This window comes from Comamonas sp. JC664, assembly GCF_042647185.1.
On sequence record NZ_JBHRUZ010000030.1, the window covers coordinates 1 to 16,639 of the forward strand.

Genomic DNA, 16,639 nt, shown 5'->3' on the forward strand with positions numbered 1-16,639 from the left:
ATCAGCTCGCGGTAGGGCCTTGCCGATCTCCGCCTGCTGGGCCATATAGGCCTCTTTGTCGGTGATGTACAGGTCATGCGCACGATATGCTCGGGCCGGGCGCCGCCCTCTTCGAGCACCGCCACAATGTTCTGCAGCGCCTGGCGCACCTGGCGGCCAGTTCATCGGTGTGGAACACCCCTTGCGCATCCCAGCCGATCATGCCGGCGACAAAAATCTGCCGGCCGCTGACCATGACGCCATTGGCATAGCCCTTGGGCCGGGGCCAGCCCTGGGGAAGTAGTACTTGCATGAGACGATTCCTTCTAAAAACCAAGCATTATTGAAAGCGCTCACCGGCCAGCCAGGCCGCCATGCGGCGGTGGATGGCTGCCGGTATGCGAATGGCTTCATGGCTGTCCAGGCTGGTGAACACCAGCGCCTGGTGGGCCAGTGCTCGCACCTGGCCGTCGTCACCCACACAGCGCAGCGCCAGCTGCAGCGAGCGGCTGCCCAGCCGCAGCACGGCCAGCTCCAGCTGCACCGCATCGCCCATGCGGGCAATCGCCCGAAAGTCGCAGGCCAGGTGCACGATCGGCAGACCCGTGCGTTCGGGCCCCAGCATTCTGGGCATAGGGGTAGTGCAGCGCCTGGTTGAACCAGTCCTCCACCAGCGACTGGAACAGCACCAGGTACTGCGGATAAAACACAATGCCGGCCGGGTCGCACTGCGCAAAACGGATGCCGGTGGCCACGCGAAAAACGGGGCCGGTCTCGGGCCAGGTCAAGGCTGCCATGTCAGACCCCGATATAGCGCTGCCACAGCGCGGGCTGCGCCTCCAGCTGCCGAGCTGCCCTGCCATACCACCTGGCCGCGCTCGATCAGCGTGTGCTGGTCGGCCAGCGCCATCAGCCGCTTGACGTATTTGTCGATCACCAAAATCGCCTGGCCCTGCGCGCGCAAGGCCGCCAGGCATTGCCAGATCTCCTCGCGGATCAGCGGCGCCAGGCCCTCGGTGGCCTCGTCCAGAATCAGCAGATGCGGGTTGGTCATCAGCGCCCGGCCAATGGCCAGCATCTGCTGCTCGCCGCCCGAGAGCCGGTTGCCGGGGTTGCCGGCGCGCTCGGCCAGGCGCGGGAACAGCTGGTAGACACGGTCGAGCGACCAGGGGTTCTCCGAGGCATTGCGGTTGGCCGCAAAGGCCTGCAGGTTTTCCTGCACCGTCAGGTTGGCAAAGATCTGCCGGCCCTCGGGCACCACGGCCATGCCCATGCGCGCAATGCGGTCGGCGGGCAGGTGCTCGATGCGCTCACCCCGAAACCGCACGCTGCCCGCCGATGCCGGTGTCATGCCCAGGAGGCTGCGCACCGTCGTGGTCTTGCCCATGCCATTGCGCCCCAGCAAGGTCGCGACCTCGCCCGCCGCCATGCGCAGATGCATGCCAAACAGCACCTGGCTGCTGCCGTAGCAGGTCTCCAGTGCATCCACTTCCAGCAAATTGCTCATCAGGCGGCCTCCTCTGCAGCTTCATCGCCCAGATAGGCACGCCGCACATCGGGTTGCGCCGAATCTCATCGGGCGTGCCCGTCGCAATCACCTTGCCAAATACCAGCGTCGAGATGCGGTCGGCCAGCCGGAAGACCGCGTCCATGTCGTGCTCGACGAGCAGGATCGTCGTGTCCTGGCGCAGCTGCAGCAGCAGCTGCACCATGCGCTCGGATTCGTCCGGGCCCATGCCCGCCATCGGCTCATCGAGCAGCAGCATGCGCGGCCGCGTGGCCAGCGCCAGTGCCACCTCCAGCTGGCGCTGCTCACCGTGCGCCAGCAGGCCCGCCGTTTGCTGCAACTGGGCGGCCAGGCCTACGCGCTCGGCCACCTCGGCCGCCTGCGCATAGCGTGCGCTTTCGCTGCGTGCCGGGCGCCAAAAGCGCCAGCTCGATCCATCGCGTGCCTGCACGCCCAGTGCAATGTTCTCCAGCACCGTCAGGCGCTTGAAGATGCTGGTGATCTGGTAGGAGCGCACCAGGCCGGCCTGCACCCGCGCGGGCATGGGCTTGCGCTCCATGGCCTCACCGGCAAACAGGATCTGGCCCGCATCGGATGCCAGCGCGCCCGACAGCTGGTGGATCAAGGTCGTCTTGCCCGCGCCGTTCGGCCCGATCAAGGCATGGATCTGGCCGGCCTGCACCGCAAAGCTGGCATGGTCGGTGGCGGTGAGGCCACCAAAGCGCTTGACCAGGTTCTGCACCTGCAACAAAGGGGTTGGCATCTTGGCCGTGCTCATCGCTTGCTCCACATGCCGCGCCGCAGGCTCAGCAACCATTGGGTGCCACCAGCACCACGATCAGCAGCACGGCGCCCAGGCCCAGCTGCCAGTGCACCGTATAGGCGGCCAGCACTTCTTCGAGCAGCAGGAACACCGCCGCGCCCAAGAGGCCCCCATACAGATGGCCGACACCGCCGAGGATGACCATGATCAGCAGGATGCCCGACTGGGTCCACTGCAGCATGCCGGGGCCGACAAAGCTGCCCTGGTTGGCCAGCATCGCGCCGGCCAGGCCAGCAAAGGCTCCGGCCAACGTGAAGGCCACGAGCTTGTAGCGGTAGACCGGAAAGCCGATGGCCTGCATGCGGGTCTCGTTCTCCTTGATGGCCTGCAGCACATGGCCAAAGCGCGCATTGAGCACGCGCGCCATCAGCAGCAGGCTGGTGCTGACCAGCGCCAGCACCACATAGTAGAAGGTCGCATCCTGGCCCAGATCCAGACCCAGCCCGATATCCGAGCGGCTGGGCAGCGACAGCCCGTCATCACCGCCAGCGATTTGAACGACATGATCAGGTAGTACAGCATCTGCGCAAAGGCCAAGGTGATCATGATGAAGTACACGCCCTGGGTGCGCAGACTGATCGCGCCCACCAGCAGCGAGAAGGCCGCGCCCATCAGCATGGCCAGCGGCCAGGCCAGCCAGGCCGAGGTAATGCCCTGCTGCATCAGCAGGCCCACGGTGTAGGCACCCAGGCCGACAAAGGCCGCATGGCCAAAGCTCACCATGCCGCCAAAACCGAGGATGAAGTTGAGGCTGGCAGCGGCCAGGCCAAACACCAGCACACGGCTGGCCACGCCGATGTAGAAATCCTCACCCCGTCGCCTGGGCGATCAGCGGAAAGGCAATCAGCAGCGCGAGCAAAGGCAGCACCAGCCGGGGCTGCAGCCGGTGGTCGAAGACGCTGGGCTGCGTGGCCCGTATCGCCTGCGCAGCGGCGGGTTGGGGGGCGGATGTGTCAGTCATGGGCGGGGAACAGACCTTGGGGTTTGGTGAAAAGCACGGCAGCCATCAGCACATAGATCAGCACCGAGGCCACGGCAGGGCCAGCGTAGGCTGCTACCTCGGGCCCCATGGCCTTGTCAACAACAAGGGCACGAGGGTGCGGCCGGCGGTATCGACCAGCCCCACCAGCAAGGCGCCCATCAGCGCGCCCCGGATCGAGCCAATGCCGCCAATGACGATCACCACAAAGGCGAGGATCAGAATGCTCTCGCCCATGCCCACCTGCACCGCCAGCAGCGGGCCCAGCATGCCGCCCGCCACCGCACACAGCGCAGCGCCCAGCGCAAACACCAGCGTGAACAGCCGGCGCACATTGGCGCCCATGGCAGTCGCCATCTCGCGGTTGGCCGCGCCCGCGCGCACCTGCATGCCAAAGCGCGTGCGGGTCACCAGGAGCCACAGCAGTAGCGCCACGGCCAGGCCCACACCGATGATCAGCAGCCGGTAGGCGGGTAGGAAAAACCATCCATCAAGGTCACCGGCCCGGCCAGCGCGGCGGGCGGGTTGAGCATCAGCGGCTGCGCGCCCCAGATGATGCGCACGATCTCGTTGCTCATCAGCAAGATGGCAAAGGTGCCCATCACCTGCGACAGGTGGTCACGGTGGTAGAGGCGGCGCAGGATCGTGTATTCCAGCAGCACGCCCACCGCACCGTGGCCAGCACCCCCAGGCCCAGGCCCAGCCAGAACGAGCCGGTCGCCTGCTAAGGCTGGCCACCAGGTAGGCGCCGATCATGTAGAGCGAGCCATGGGCCAGGTTGATCATGTCCATGATGCCGAACACGAGGGTCAAGCCGGCGGCCAGCAGGAACAGCATCAGGCCGAACTGCAGGCCGTTGAGCATCTGCTCAAGAATCAGGATGGTGTTCATCGATCAGGAGGGCATCTTGCAGTCTTTGACGTAGGCATCCTGGTGGTTCTTGAACACCGTGCCCACTGTGCGGTTGGTCAGCTTGCCCTGCGCATCCTTGCTCACCACGCGCAGGTAATAGTCCTGCACCGGGAAATGGTTGCTGTTGAACTTGAAACTGCCGCGCACCGACTCGAACCTGGCCGCCTCGATGGCCTTGCGCAAGGCCGCCTTGTCATCGAGCTTGCCCTTGACATCGCGCACCGCCGCGTCCATCAGGCGGGCGGCGTCATAGCCGTGCGAGGCGTAGAGCGAGGGGTTGCGGCCAAACTCCTTCTGGAAGTCGGCGACGAATTTCTTGTTCGCGGCATTGTCCAGGTCATGCGCCCACTGCGAGGTGTTGAAGGTGCCCCAGCATCGAGTCACCCACCGCGCGGATCACGTCCTCATCGGCCGAGAAGCCCGGCGCATACAAGGTGATGTCCTTGGACAGGCCGGCACCGACAAACTGCTTGATGAAGTTCACGCCCAGGCCACCGGGCAGAAAGATGTAGACGCCATCGACCTGGGCCGCACGCATCTTGGAGATCTCGGCGCCATAGTCCAGCTGGCTCAGCGAGGTATAGGTCTCCATGCCGATCTCGCCCTTGTAGAAGCGCTTGAAGCCGGCGATCGAGTCCTTGCCTGCGGGGTAGTTGGGCGCGATCAGCGCCACACGCTTGAAACCCTTGTCCTGCATGGTCTGGCCCGCTGCCTCATGCAGCGCATCGTTTTGCTGCGAGACATTGAAGAAATACGGGTTGCACTGGGCGCCCGCGTACTGCGAGGGGCCGGCATTGGGGCTGATGAAGAAGGTCTTGTTCTGGAACGCGGCCGGGCCCACGGCCAGCATCACGTTGGAGAACACGGTGCCGGTCATGAAATCCACCTTGTCACGCTTGAGCAGGCGCTCGGCCGTCTGCTTGGCCACCTCGGGGTTTTGCTGGTCATCGACCACCACCACTCGGCAGGCAGGTTGCCGATCTTGCCGTTCATGTGCTTGACGGCCAGCTGGAAGCCGTCGCGGATATCGGTGCCCAAACCGGCGCCGGGGCCCGACAAGGTGCTGAGCAACCCCACCTTGACCTGGTCGGCGGCACTGGCGCTGCTGGCGCACAGCAGCGCGATGGACAGACTGACAAGACTGCGATGCAAGAGATGAGGCTTCATGCTGGTTCCCTGTTGAAGTACGTAAAAATTCGCCGAGCCGCTACTATGCCGGGCTGTGCAGCCGAAACCGTTGTAGTTTTCCCGTAGCCGTGCGCGGCAGCTGCGCGACAAACTCCACGGCCCGTGGGTATTTGTAGGGCGCCACCGTGCTTTTGACAAAATCCTGCAAGGTCTTGGCCATGTCCGCGTCCGCCACAAAGCCCGGGCGCAGCACCACAAAGGCCTTGACGATCTGGCCGCGCTCGCTGTCGGGCAGCCCGATCACCGCGCATTCGGCCACCGCCGCATGCGCGAGCAAGGCGTCTTCGACCTCCGGCGCGGCGATGTTGTAGCCGAGGAGATGATCATGTCATCGGTGCGGGCCTGGTAATGAAAATAGCCGTCCGCATCCATCACATAGGCGTCACCCGTCAGGTTCCAGCCTGCGTGCACATACTGGGTCTGGCGGCTGTCGTTCAAATAACGGCAGCCGGTAGGGCCCTGCACCGCCAGCTTGCCCACCGTGCCGGCCGGCACTTCCTGGCCCTGATCATCAACCACCTTGGCGTGGTAGCCGGGCACCGCCCGTCCGGTGGCGCCGGGACGCGCCTCATCCTCGCGGTGCGAGATGAAGATGTGCAGCATCTCGGTCGAGCCAATGCCGTCGATGATCTCGATGCCGGTCGCCTCTTTCCACAGCGCGCGGGTCGAGGCATTCAAGGCCTCGCCGGCCGATACGCATTTGCGCAGCCGCGTCTGGCGCAGCCGCTCGCCCTGCTGGGCCATCACGCGGTACGAGGTGGGCGCGGTGAACACCACGGTCGCGCCAAACTGCGCGATGCCATCGACCAGCTGTGCGGGCCCTGCTTTTTCCAGCAGCGCCATCGACGCACCAATCGCCATCGGGAACAGCACCTGCCCACCCAGGCCAAAGGTAAAGGCCAGTGGCGGGCTGCCGATAAACACATCATCGGGCGCAGCCCGCAGCACATGGCGCGGCCAGCAGGCACAGACCGCCATGACATCGCGGTGGAAATGCATCGTGGCCTTGGGCACGCCCGTGGTGCCCGAGGTAAAGCCCAGCAGGCAGGTGTCGGTCGCCGCCGTCTGCACCGTGTCGAAATGCGGCGAGGCCTGGGCCATCAGCGGCTCCAGCGCCTGCGCTGCCGGCAGGCCACTGCCATTGAAGTACCGCACCGCCTGCAAGCGCGGGTTGGCCGCCTGCGTCGCCTGCACCTCGGCCTGCAACGCCGCATCGCACAGCGCATGGCTGACCTGGGCAATCTCGATGATGGTGCCCAGCTCCTTGGCGCGCAGCAGCGGCATCGCAGCCACCGCAATGCCGCCGGCCTTGACCACCGCAAACCAGCTCGCCACCATCATCGGGTTGTTGGGCGCGCACAGCAGCACGCGGTTGCCGGGCACCAGGCCCATCTGCGCGGTCAACACATTGGCGATGCGGTTGGCCTGGGCCTGCAAGTCGGCATAGGTCCAGCGCATGCCCTGGGCCTGCAGGCACAGGCGCTCGCCCCGGCCCTCGGCCACATGGCGGTCCAGCAGCTCGGCGGCGCAGTTGAGGCGCTCGGGGAACTGCAGCTCGGGCAGCTCGAACAGGTAGTCGGCTGCAACTCGGGCGGCGGCAAATGCGTGGCCGCAAAGCGGTCGGTATGCGCGGTATAGGGCGTGGCAGACATCTCGCAAACTCCAGACTGAAAGGAGAAACCGGAACCGGAATCCAGGTGCTAGGCAGAGCTCAAGGCGCAGCGGGCGCCACTTGTTTGAGCAGCTCGCGGGCGATGATGAGCTGCTGCACCTCGGTCGCTCCTTCGTAATGCGCAGCGCGCGGATCTCGCGGTACAGGCGCTCGACCGGCTGGCCGCTGACAACACCCAGCCCGCCCCACATCTGCAGCGCTGCATCGATCACCTGCTGCGCGTTCTCGGTGGCGGTCATCTTGGCCATCGCCGCCTCGCTGGTCACGCTCTGGCCCTGGTCACGCTGCCAGGCGGCGCGGTAGGTCAGCAGCGCGGCGCTGTCGATCTGCGTGGCCATCTGCGCGAGCTTGGCCTGGGTGAGCTGAAAATCGGCCAGCACGCCCTGGAACATGCGGCGGCTGGTGGCGCGCTGCAAGGCCTCGTCCATCGCGTGGCGCGCAAAGCCCAGCGCGGCGGCGGCCACCGAGGTGCGGAACACATCCAGGGTGCGCATCGCCAGCTTGAAACCCTCACCGGCCGCGCCCATGCGCTGGCTCACCGGCACGCGGCAGCCGCTAAAGCGCAGCCGCGCCAGCGGGTGCGGCGCGATCACATCGATGCGCTCGGCAATCTCCAGGCCAGGCGTATCCGCATCCACGATCAGCGCCGAGATACCGCGCGCCCCCGGCGCCTCGCCGCTGCGCACAAACACCACAATAAAAGTCGGCAATGCCACCGTTCGAGATCCAGGTTTTTTCGCCGTCGATGACATAGTGGTCACCGTCCAGGCGGGCCGCGCAGGCCATGGCCGCGACGTCCGAGCCGGCATCGGGCTCGGACAGCGCAAAGGCCGCAATGGCCTCGCCCCGGGCCACCCGGCCCAGGTAGCGCGCCTTCTGCGCCTCCGTGCCCGCCAGGCTGATCGCGCCCGAGCCCAGCCCCTGCATCGCAAAGGCAAAGTCGGCCAGACCGTTGTGGCGTGCCAGCGTTTCGCGGACCAGGCAGATGGCGCGGGTGTCGATTTGCGCGGCTACGCCGCCATGCGCCTCGCCCGCCACCGCATGGCGCAGCCAGCCCGCCTGGCCCAGCGCCTTGACCAACGCGCGGCAATCGCCGTCGGTGTCGCTGCTGTGCACATGAGCGACATGCTCGGCGGCCCAGGCATCGAGCGTCTGCGCCAGCTGCGCGTGGCGAGGCTCAAAAAACGGCCACTGCAGGTAACGGGTGTCAGCCATGTCAGTTCCCCTGGAATTGCGGCTTTTGCTTGGCCACAAAGGCCTCGTAGGCGCGCTTGAAGTCTTCGGTCAGCATGCAGATGGCCTGCGCCTGCGCCTCGGCCTCAATGGCCTGGTCGATGGTCATCGCCCATTCCTGGTGCAGCTGGGTCTTGGTGATGCCATTGGCAAAGCTCGGGCCGGCGGCCAGGTCAGCCGCCATCTGCTGGGCCTGCGCCAGCAGCGCTTCGGGCTCGGCCAGGCGGTTGAAAAAGCCCCAGCGCTCGCCCTCTTCGCCGCCCAGGCTGCGGCCGGTATAGAGCAGCTCGCTGGCCCGGCCCTGGCCGATGATGCGCGGCAAAAAGGCGCAGGCGCCCATGTCGCAGCCGGCCAGGCCCACGCGGTTGAACAGGAACGCCGTCTTGCTGCGCGCCGTGCCCAGGCGTATGTCCGAGGCCATCGCCATGATGGCGCCGGCGCCGGCACAGATGCCATCGACCGCCGCAATGATGGGCTGCGGGCAGGCCCGCATGGCCTTGATCAGCTCGCCGGTCATGCGGGTGAACATCAGCAGCTCGGGGGCCTTGAGGGCCACCAGCGGGCCGATGATTTCATGCACATCGCCGCCGGAGCAGAAATTGCCGCCCGCGCCCACCAGCACCACGGCCTTGACATCCTGCGCCCACTTCAGCCGGTGGAACAGGTCGCGCAGCTCGGCATAGGAATCAAAGGTCAGCGGATTCTTGCGCTCGGGCCGGTTGAGCGTGATCGTTGCCACGCCGGCATGGACCTGCCACAGAAAATGCCGGGCTGGTAGCCGGCCAGCTGCTGGTGGTTGCCCGCCACCAGCGCGGGGTCAATGGTGTATTCGCTCATGCCTGTCTCCACAAATTCGGGGTTCACATCACTTCGCCGCCAGCCACCGCAATGGCCTGGCCGGTCATCGCGCCAGCGCCCTTGCCGCAGAGCCAGACGACGGCATCGGCCACCTCCTGGGGCTGCACCAGGCGGCCCTGGGGGTTGTCGCGCACAAATTCGGCCATGGCCTGCTCGGGGCTGCGGCCGGTCTTGGCCACCACCCGGTCGATGCTGGTCTTGACCAGGTCGGTTTCGGTGTAACCCGGGCACACCGCATTCACGGTGATGCCCCGGCTTGCCACTTCCAGCGCCAGCGCGCGGGTCAGGCCCACCACACCATGCTTGGCCGCCACATAGGCCGATACATAGGCGTAGCCGGTCAGGCCTGCGGTGCTGGCCACATTGACGATGCGGCCATAGCCTGCCGCCTGCATCGCCGGCAGCACCTGCTGCTGCACAGCATCGTGCCGGTCAGGTTCACCGCCAGCATCTGCGACCACAGCTGGGCATCGGTCTTCATAAAGGGCGCGCTCTGCGCCTGGCCGGCGTTGTTCACCAGGATCTGGATATCGCCAAAGGCGGCGACAGCCTGCGCAAAGGCTGCGACCACTTCAGGCCCTTGCGCCACATCGGCCAACACCCGCTGGCACTGGCCTGGGTGGGCATCCACCAGTTGTTGCAGCGGCTCGGGCCGGCGGCCCAGCACCGTCACCCGGGCGCCCTGCGCCAGCAGCTGGCGCGCAATCGCCTCGCCAATGCCCTGGCCGGCGCCGGTTACCAGTGCATGCTGTCCTTCAAAGCTCTTGCTTGACATCGGCAGCGCTCCTCAATGGCCGGCGGCCGCTTGCTGGGCCTTCTCGCGCTCGAACAGGCTCTCCATCTGGCGCTTGCCGGCAAAGTAAGGCTTGGGCCAGGCAATGGCGGTGTAGCCAATCTTGGCCGCCTCGGTCAGGGTCCAGGCGGGTTGGCCAGGTGGGGGCGGGCGACAGCACAGAGATCGGCACGGCCGGCGGCAATGATGGAGTTCGCATGGTCGGCCTCGCTGATCGCGCCCACGGCCATCGTCGCAATACCCGCCTCCTGCGGATGCGGTCGGCAAACGGGGTCTGGAACATGCGGCCATAGACCGGCTTCTCCTGCTTGCTGACCTGACCGGACGAGCAGTCGATCAGGTCCGCGCCTGCGGCCTTGAAGGCCTTGGCAATCTCTACCGCGTCATCCGGCGTGATGCCGCCGGGCACCCAGTCATGGGCGGAGATGCGCACCGACATCGGCCGCTCCTGCGGCCAGACGGCGCGCACGGCCCGGAACACCTCCAGCGGGTAGCGCAGGCGGTTTTCCAGGCTGCCGCCATAGGCATCACCCCGCTGGTTGGTCAACGGCGAAATAAAACTGGACAGCAGATAGCCATGGGCGCAGTGCAGCTCCAGCCAATCGGCACCCACCTCGGCAGCCATCTGGGCGGCTTGTACAAACTGCTGCTTGACCTCGTCCATCTGGGCCAGGCTCATCGCCTGCGAGATCTGGCTCACGCCTTCCAGATACTGCTGGGGCGAGGCCGAGATGATGGGCCAGTTGCCCTCGGCGAGCGGCAGGTCCGTGCCCTCCCAGGCCAGGCGGGTGGAGGCTTTCGCTCGGCATGGCCGATCTGCATCGCAAACTTGGCATCGCTGTGGGTGTGGATCCAGTCGCTGATGCGCTGCCAGGCCTGCTTTTGTGCCTGGCTGTAGGTGCCGGGGCAGCCGGGGGTGATGCGGCCTTCTGGGCTGACGCAGGCCATCTCGGCAAACACCAGACCGGCGCCACCCATGGCCCGCGCGCCCAGGTGCACCAGGTGGTAGTCGCCGGGCACGCCATCCACCGCCGAGTACTGCGCCATCGGCGAGACGACGATGCGGTTCTTCAAGGTCAGGCCGCGCAGGGTATAGGGCAGGAACATCGGCGGCGGCGCCTTGCCCTGCACCTCCACCCCGTTTTGCGCGGCCAGCCAGGCCTCATAGCCGCCCAGCCAGGCGGCATCGCGCAGGCGCAGGTTCTCATGGCTGATGCGCTGGCTGCGTGTCAGCATCGAGTACATGAACTGCTCGGGTTCGAGCTGGTCGCAGTAGCGCTTGCCGCAGACCTCGAACCACTCCATCGCGTTCCAGGCGGCATTCTGGATGCGCAAGGTCTCCACCCGGCGCAGCGCCTGGTAGGCCTGCAGCACCGCCGGGATCTGCGCCTTGCCATCGCCCAGCTGCTGGAACTGCCGCGCCAGCTCGATCGCATCCTCAATCGCCAGCTTGGTGCCCGAGCCAATTGCGAAATGCGCCGTGTGCACCGCGTCGCCCATCAGCACCACATGGCTGCCCTTGGCGTTTTGCAGCCACCACTGGTCGCAGACCACGCGCTGAAAATTGATCCAGGCCGAGCCGCGCAGATGGCGCGCATTGGTCATCAGCCGCGCGCCTTGCAGGTTGTCGGCAAACAGCTCCTCGCAAAGGCAATCGACTGCGCCTGGTCGGCCGTGTCCAGGCCGCAGGCCTTCCAGGTCTCTTCGGTGGTCTCGACGATAAAGGTCGAGGTCTTGTCGTCGAACTGGTAGATATGGGCCTGGAACCAGCCGTGCTCGGTGCGCACAAAGTCAAAGGTAAAGGCCTCGTAGACCTTGTTGGCGCCCAGCCAGATAAAGCGGTTGGGGCGGGTGACGATATCGGGCTTGAAGACCTCGGCATATTTGCTGCGGATGCGCGAGTTCACGCCATCGCTGGCGATGATGAGGTCGGCATCGGCATAGTCCTCGTCGGACTGCACATCGGTCTCGAACACGAGCTGGACACCCAGCTGCTCGCAACGTGCCTGCAGAATGTTGAGCAAATGCTTGCGGCCAATGCCGACAAAGCCATGTCCGCCCGAGCGGATCTTGCGGCCCTTGAACAGCAGCTCGATATCGTCCCAGTGGTTGAAGGCCGCTTCGATCTGCGCAGCCGTCGCCGGGTCCCATTCGCGCATGTTGTCCATCGTCGCGTCAGAGAACACCACACCCCAGCCAAAGGTGTCATAGGGCTTGTTGCGCTCGACCACGGTCACGTCATGTGCGGGGTCCATCTGCTTCATCAGCAGCGCAAAATACAAGCCGGCGGGCCGCCGCCGATGCAGACAATTTTCATGGCCAGGACCATCCTGAAAAATACTTTATAACTAAATTATTGATGCATAAATAATTCACTAAAATACGCACATACCCTATCACTGGAGCCGCCTGCGGTACTGCACCATGGGCGCCATGGCTGACATGCAAACCCTCTGCAACTCCCCCTCCGATTCCGGTGGCGGCATGGCTGGCCGCGAGGCCGGCCTCGCCCATGACGAACACCAGGCCGTGCGCCTGTGGCTGCGGCTGATGACCTGCAGCACGCAGATCGAACAGGTGATTCGCAGCAAGCTGCGCACCCAGTTCGCCACCACCTTGCCGCGCTTTGACTACCTGGCCCAGCTCAGCCGCTTCCCCAAGGGTTTGCGCATGAAGACGCTGTCCGAGTACCTGATGGTCACCGGTGGCAATATCACCGGTCTGACGGACCAGTGGTGGCAGAAGGCTGGGTGGAGCGGGTGGCCGATGACGAGGACCGGCGGTCGATGACGGTGCGCCTGACGCGCAGCGGCAAAAAGCAGTTCAGCGCCATGGCCAAGGCGCATGAGCAGTGGCTGGAGCATTTGCTCGCACCGCTGGGCGCAGATGCCGCGCGTGAGCTGTATGAGCAGCTGGGCGTGCTGCGGCAGATTGTGGGCCAGCGGGTGGAGCAGGTTGCCGACTGAGTACCTCCCCAAAAATGACAAAGAGCCTGCGGACGCGCTGGTCCGGCAGGCTCTCAGACGTCTCTGGCCCTCTTGGGGAATTACATCGCGGTATCGGCCTGGCTCAGGTCGCCATCTGCCTCATCGGCCTCCAGCACCTCGGGCATCTTGACGATGGTGGTCGGCACCTTGCTGTGGCGGGCCACCTCGCGCGAGACCGAGCCGATCAGAATGCTGCCCAGCATGCTCTCGCCGGTGGCACCGAGCACGATCAGGCCGCAGCCCTTCTCCTCTGCGATGTCGAGCAGGCTCGCGTAGATATCGCCCAGGCGGATCTCCACCTCATACGACACACCGGCCAGGCGCAGCATGTCCAGCGCCGGAGCAACCAGGTCCATGCCCGCCTCCAGGCTGGCGTTGGCGATCAGCTCCGAATCCTGCGTAGCCAGCTCCAGAAAGCTGGCCTCCTTTTGCACATGGGCGACCACCACATGGGCGCGCAAGCCCTGCTGCACCAGCTGCACGCCGTGCTGCACCGCCTGCAGCGAGTTGGGCGATCCGTCGACGGCGATCATGATGTTGAGCATGGGCTTCTCCTTGGCAGTGAAAGATAAGACCAGTGTAGCGATCTGCCGGCAGCCCCTGTGTCAGAGACGAGCCTGCGAAACCCGCCGCGCCGTCAACTACCGCACATCTGCGAAAATGCCCGGTTATGCTGCAGTTCGACCTTCTCAAAACCGATCCCACCAGCCACGCACGCCGTGGCACGCTCACGCTCAACCATGGCGTGGTGCAGACCCCCATCTTCATGCCCGTGGGCACCTATGGCACTGTCAAGGGCGTGATGCCGCGCAGCTCGAAGAAATGGGTGCCCAGATCATTCTGGGCAATACCTTCCACCTGTGGATGCGCCCGGGGCTGGATGTGATGAAAAGCTTTGGCGGCCTGCACGGTTTCGAGAAATGGGACAAACCTATCCTTACCGACTCGGGCGGCTTTCAGGTCTGGTCGCTGGGCGCGATGCGCAAGATCACCGAAGAAGGCGTGCATTTCCAAAGCCCGGTCAATGGCGACAAGCTGTTCATGTCGCCCGAGGTCAGCATGCAGATCCAGACGATTCTGAACTCGGACATCGTCATGCAGCTCGACGAGTGCACGCCGTACGAGACCAACGGCAAGAAGACCACCGAGGCAGAAGCGCGCAAATCGATGGAGATGAGCCGCCGCTGGGCCAAGCGCTCCAAGGAAGAGTTCGAGCGCCTGGACAACCCCAATGCCTTGTTCGGCATCGTGCAGGGCGGCATGTTCAAGCACCTGCGCGAGGAATCGCTGCAAGGCCTGCTGGAGATCGATTTCCCCGGTTATGCGGTAGGCGGCGTCTCGGTGGGCGAGCCCAAGGACGAGATGCTGGACATCATGCAGCACACGCCCCACCTGCTGCCAGCCCACAAGCCGCGCTACCTGATGGGCGTGGGCACGCCCGAGGACCTGGTGCAGGGTGTGGCCGATGGTGTGGACATGTTCGACTGCGTGATGCCCACGCGCAATGCGCGCAACGGCACCATCTTCACCCGCTATGGCGACCTGAAGATCCGCAACGCCCGCCACAAGACCGACCACCAGCCCATCGACACCTCCTGCACCTGCCACGCCTGCGCCGGCAAGAGCGGGGTGAGCTGGGACAACGGCGGGCGCGAGGGTTTCAGCGCGCCTACCTGCACCACCTGGACCGCTGCGGTGAGATGCTGGGCCCCATGCTGACCACCATCCACAACCTGCACTACTACCTGAACCTGATGCAGGAAGTGCGCCAGTCGCTCGATGCCGGCCACTTTGCCCAGTTCCGCGCCCAGTTCAAGTCGGACCGGGCACGCGGTATCTGAGTGCCAGGCCCTCTGCGCGGCAAAGCGTGGGGGCCACGAGACAATGCCACGCCACGCTTGACAGCCCCAGCGTAAAGTACGAGACAGGGCCATCTTGTGCTGAGCGCCCACTGCCAAGCCCCATCCAGCGGCCACCACAGCACCAGTCCTCAGCGGCATGTTCCTGCTATAGGCGCCACTGGCATGAATTGTTAGCTCCTTTTTTGGAAGCAACAGTAAATGAATGAGTTTATTAGCTCATAAAAACTTCAGTCTGCCGCGACCTTGCGGCTGCAATTGCCCACCTGCCAATGCGTGACTGGCCCACGGGGTTGGGCCCATGGCTTGGCAGGTGAGCGGGTATATTTCGCCCATCCTCCCTCATTCCCATGCCGACCGCGTCGTCCGTCCATCCCTTGGAGCAACCCCATAGCGGTCGCTTGCTGCTCTGCGCCAGCTTGGCGGTGTTTGCGGCGGCGATGGTGGGCATCTTGCTGCGACCGCTCGGCTACCTCTCGGTGTTCTGGCCTGCCAACCAGATCGTGCTGGTGCTGTTGCTGCGCTACCCGCGCCTGATGCGGCCTGTGGGGCTCGCTGCCCTTTTTGCCAGCTTTGTGCTGGCCGATCTGATCACCGGTACCTCCTTGTGGCTGTCCCTGGCTTTACCACCGCCAACCTGTGCGGCGCCGCCTGCGGCTGGCTGTTTCTGCGCCGGCAATCCAGCGCGATCTGCAGATGGAGGGCCAGTATTCCGCCTTGCTGGTGTTCTTTGCCAGCGGCATGGCATCGCTGGTATCGGCGGCCATTGGCGGGCCCATCAGCGCCTGGGCCTTTGATCTGTCGATGCGCCAGGGGCTGCTGATGTGGTGGACCGGCGAATGGATGAACGCGATGGTGCTGCTGCCGTTCCTGCTGGCGCTGCCCTCGGCACGCAGCAGCGGCGCAAAGCAAGAGCGCCAATCCTGGGCCTTGAAACTGCTGCCCGCGCTGGCCGTGGTCGGCCTGGAGATGACCAGCTACATGGTGGGCAACAAGGTCGGCTCGCTGGTGTTCTCGCTGCCCGCGCTGCTGTGGTGCGCGCTGTCCTACCGATCCTGACCACCGCCATCATCACCATGGTGGTGTTTGTGACCAAGGTGATCGTGATCTCCAACATCGTGGGCTTTATCCCGGCCAATGTGCTCGATGTGGCCAGTCTGCGCCTGGGCATCACGATGCTGATCCTGGGGCCGCTGTCGGTGGCGGGCTCGCACGCCGCACGCGCCGAGCTCTTGCACCGAATGCGCTACCAGGCCCACCACGACAGCCTGACCGATGTGCTTAGCCGCAATGGCTTTGTGCAGGCCAGCCATGCGCTGCTCAAGCGCCTGACCCATGAAGGCAGTTCGGCGGCGGTGCTGATGCTGGACCTGGACCATTTCAAGCGCGTCAACGACAACCACGGCCATGCCAGTGGCGACCGTCTGCTGCGCGATGTCAGCCAGGTGCTGACCGAATCGCTGCGCCCGCAGGATGTGCTCGGCCGCATCGGTGGCGAAGAGTTCGCCGTGGTGCTACCCCATATCAGCTTTGAAGACGCCACCGCCATTGCCGAGCGCCTCTGCCATACCGTGCGCAGCGGCCGCTTTCTGACGGCGCACCACGAGCCGCTGCAGGCCACGCTTAGCATCGGCCTGGCCTACAAGCAAACACTGCAGCACGGCGACAGCCTCGAAGACCTGCTGCGTGAAGCGGACCTGGCCCTTTACCAAGCCAAGGCCCAGGGCCGCGACTGCGCGGTCTGGACGGCGCCGCTCTCTGCGGCTTAACGCAGCAGCACCGGCGCCGACGCCAAGCCGCTCCTCTGCAAAAACGCCAACGCCGAATCCACTGTCGCCGTTTCAATGTG

The 16,639-nt window shown here is 65.2% G+C and carries 5 protein-coding genes and 13 pseudogenes; 5 read left to right on the forward strand and 13 right to left on the reverse strand.

The features are described 5' to 3' along the window. The 12 pseudogenes from ACFODQ_RS04450 to ACFODQ_RS04505 form a co-directional block, all read right to left on the reverse strand. Positions 1-292: pseudogene (locus ACFODQ_RS04450) on the reverse strand (RidA family protein); the annotation flags it as partial. Between the two features lie 27 nt (positions 293-319). Beyond that, positions 320-776 (reverse strand): annotated as a pseudogene (locus tag ACFODQ_RS04455) (acyl-CoA thioesterase). A 1-nt stretch (position 777) separates the two neighbouring features. Continuing rightward, a pseudogene (locus ACFODQ_RS04460) lies at positions 778-1,486 on the reverse strand (ABC transporter ATP-binding protein). Then, positions 1,486-2,249 (reverse strand): annotated as a pseudogene (locus ACFODQ_RS04465) (ABC transporter ATP-binding protein). The pseudogenes ACFODQ_RS04460 and ACFODQ_RS04465 overlap by 1 nt, the downstream one beginning before the upstream one ends. Before the next feature lie 43 nt (positions 2,250-2,292). Continuing rightward, positions 2,293-3,270 (reverse strand): annotated as a pseudogene (locus ACFODQ_RS04470) (branched-chain amino acid ABC transporter permease). Next, positions 3,263-4,179, reverse strand: a pseudogene (locus ACFODQ_RS04475) (branched-chain amino acid ABC transporter permease). The pseudogenes ACFODQ_RS04470 and ACFODQ_RS04475 overlap by 8 nt, the downstream one beginning before the upstream one ends. 3 nt (positions 4,180-4,182) lie before the next feature. Next, positions 4,183-5,367, reverse strand: a pseudogene (locus ACFODQ_RS04480) (ABC transporter substrate-binding protein). Positions 5,368-5,410: 43 nt separating this feature from the next. Continuing rightward, positions 5,411-7,040, reverse strand: a pseudogene (locus tag ACFODQ_RS04485) (benzoate-CoA ligase family protein). A 59-nt stretch (positions 7,041-7,099) separates the two neighbouring features. Further along, positions 7,100-8,275, reverse strand: a pseudogene (locus tag ACFODQ_RS04490) (acyl-CoA dehydrogenase family protein). A gap of 1 nt (position 8,276) precedes the next feature. Beyond that, positions 8,277-9,130, reverse strand: a pseudogene (locus ACFODQ_RS04495) (enoyl-CoA hydratase family protein). Between the two features lie 23 nt (positions 9,131-9,153). After that, positions 9,154-9,926 (reverse strand): annotated as a pseudogene (locus ACFODQ_RS04500) (SDR family NAD(P)-dependent oxidoreductase). 12 nt (positions 9,927-9,938) lie between these two features. After that, positions 9,939-12,261, reverse strand: a pseudogene (locus ACFODQ_RS04505) (bifunctional salicylyl-CoA 5-hydroxylase/oxidoreductase). Between the two features lie 125 nt (positions 12,262-12,386). Between ACFODQ_RS04505 and ACFODQ_RS04510 the strand changes: the two are divergent. Next, positions 12,387-12,734, forward strand: a complete 348-nt coding sequence (locus tag ACFODQ_RS04510; RefSeq protein ID WP_377015341.1) for a hypothetical protein — start codon at positions 12,387-12,389, stop codon at positions 12,732-12,734. Next, positions 12,704-12,910, forward strand: a complete 207-nt coding sequence (locus ACFODQ_RS04515) for a hypothetical protein (RefSeq protein ID WP_377015343.1) — start codon at positions 12,704-12,706, stop codon at positions 12,908-12,910. Before ACFODQ_RS04510 ends, ACFODQ_RS04515 begins: the two co-directional genes overlap by 31 nt. An 80-nt stretch (positions 12,911-12,990) precedes the next feature. On the opposite strand, the gene ACFODQ_RS04520 is transcribed toward ACFODQ_RS04515, so the two are convergent. Further along, positions 12,991-13,476 (reverse strand): universal stress protein, encoded by a 486-nt coding sequence (locus ACFODQ_RS04520; protein ID WP_021029012.1) that lies wholly within the window; start codon positions 13,474-13,476, stop codon positions 12,991-12,993. A 125-nt stretch (positions 13,477-13,601) separates the two neighbouring features. On the opposite strand from ACFODQ_RS04520, the pseudogene tgt reads away from it, so the two are divergent. From tgt to ACFODQ_RS04535, 3 genes and pseudogenes are all read left to right on the forward strand, one after another. Beyond that, a pseudogene (gene tgt, locus ACFODQ_RS04525) lies at positions 13,602-14,772 on the forward strand (tRNA guanosine(34) transglycosylase Tgt). Positions 14,773-15,429: 657 nt separating this feature from the next. Beyond that, a complete protein-coding gene (locus ACFODQ_RS04530; protein WP_377015345.1) occupies positions 15,430-15,849 on the forward strand; it encodes a hypothetical protein in 420 nt (139 codons plus the stop codon). Then, positions 15,825-16,559, forward strand: a complete 735-nt coding sequence (locus tag ACFODQ_RS04535) for a GGDEF domain-containing protein (RefSeq protein WP_377015347.1) — start codon at positions 15,825-15,827, stop codon at positions 16,557-16,559. The genes ACFODQ_RS04530 and ACFODQ_RS04535 overlap by 25 nt, the downstream gene beginning before the upstream one ends. The last annotated feature ends 80 nt before the right edge of the window (positions 16,560-16,639 follow it).